Genomic DNA, 1,050 nt, shown 5'->3' on the forward strand with positions numbered 1-1,050 from the left:
GTGCAAACCTCGAAAGCTCGACCCAGGGTTCAGCGCAACATACTTCACCCCCAAACCTCGCAACATATCCGCAAATACATCGCTACCCCAAACTCCCAAACTATCCGACGATACTGGGCGCTCAACCTGATACAGCCTGTGCTCTGTCATGTGTTTTCCCGACTTTCTGTTTGATGTTCTCAATTTCAATACTGGCTCAGAAGCTGTCCAAAGCCCGCTCGTGTTTCGTTGAAACCGGCCTGTCGCAACAAGTGCCACGCCATAACTTGATTGCTTGTTAGGACAGGCCGGTCCGTAATCGCTTCTAAAGGCTCGACAATGCCAAGCGTTCGTATTGCGGTACACGATAGGAAATACGCATCCGCGTCTTCCCGCATGCAACCACAAGTCAGCGCATACCAATGCTGAGGATCCAGGCTGGCCATTTCATCTGTGCTGTTCAAGCCAAGCCCTAGGGCATCCAGAACCGTAATCCCATGCCTTTCCAAAAAGGCGACTTCACTGGCGACGATGTGATCAAGATAAGGCGTAACCAAAACTATTTTTCGTACATCCAACGCCTTAAACGCTGCAATCAAAGCGCCAGAAGTGGCCACTACCCGGCTACTGCTGGCGGATGTGGCCCGGGACACAATATCATCCTCTAGCGCAGGATCACGCGTAGACACCGCGGTGCAATGAAACCCGGTCAGATCTGGCTTCACGTCGCCTATGAGTGCGGCCGCTGCATCAATGTCATGTGTCATCGCCATCAGTTCTTCGGGTGAACTGCCCGTCAAACATAACCGCGTCACATGTAACGAAATATCCATAGGCAGAATGGCCGCCAACTCACCCTCTGCCACGCTGTTACCTGAAGGCATAAGTAGACCAAACCGCGCCCGCGAACCAAACCGGATCGCAGAAGAGATAGCACCTGCGCTTCCGGTCGTGTCGCGAATGCTGTGGAAATTCCCTGGCGGCGCGCTCCGGGCATGTGAAGGGTCGGTGTTTTAGGCTGCGAGGTCAAGGGGCATGGGTTCGAGGGGCTGAGAGAGGGTTTCCCAGCCG

The 1,050-nt window shown here is 54.1% G+C and carries 1 protein-coding gene; it reads right to left on the bottom strand.

Features of this window, described 5'->3' with window-relative positions; translation table 11 throughout:
• Positions 1-185: 185 nt before the first annotated feature.
• Positions 186-845 carry a hypothetical protein gene (locus tag AAFO90_RS24965; RefSeq protein ID WP_347511197.1) on the bottom strand — a complete coding sequence of 220 codons (660 nt, stop codon included), beginning with the start codon at positions 843-845 and terminating at the stop codon, positions 186-188.
• Positions 846-1,050 lie beyond the last annotated feature (205 nt).

Origin of the sequence: Phaeobacter sp. CAU 1743 (assembly GCF_039839315.1) — a bacterium.
Lineage (GTDB): Bacteria > Pseudomonadota > Alphaproteobacteria > Rhodobacterales > Rhodobacteraceae > Phycobacter > Phycobacter gallaeciensis_A.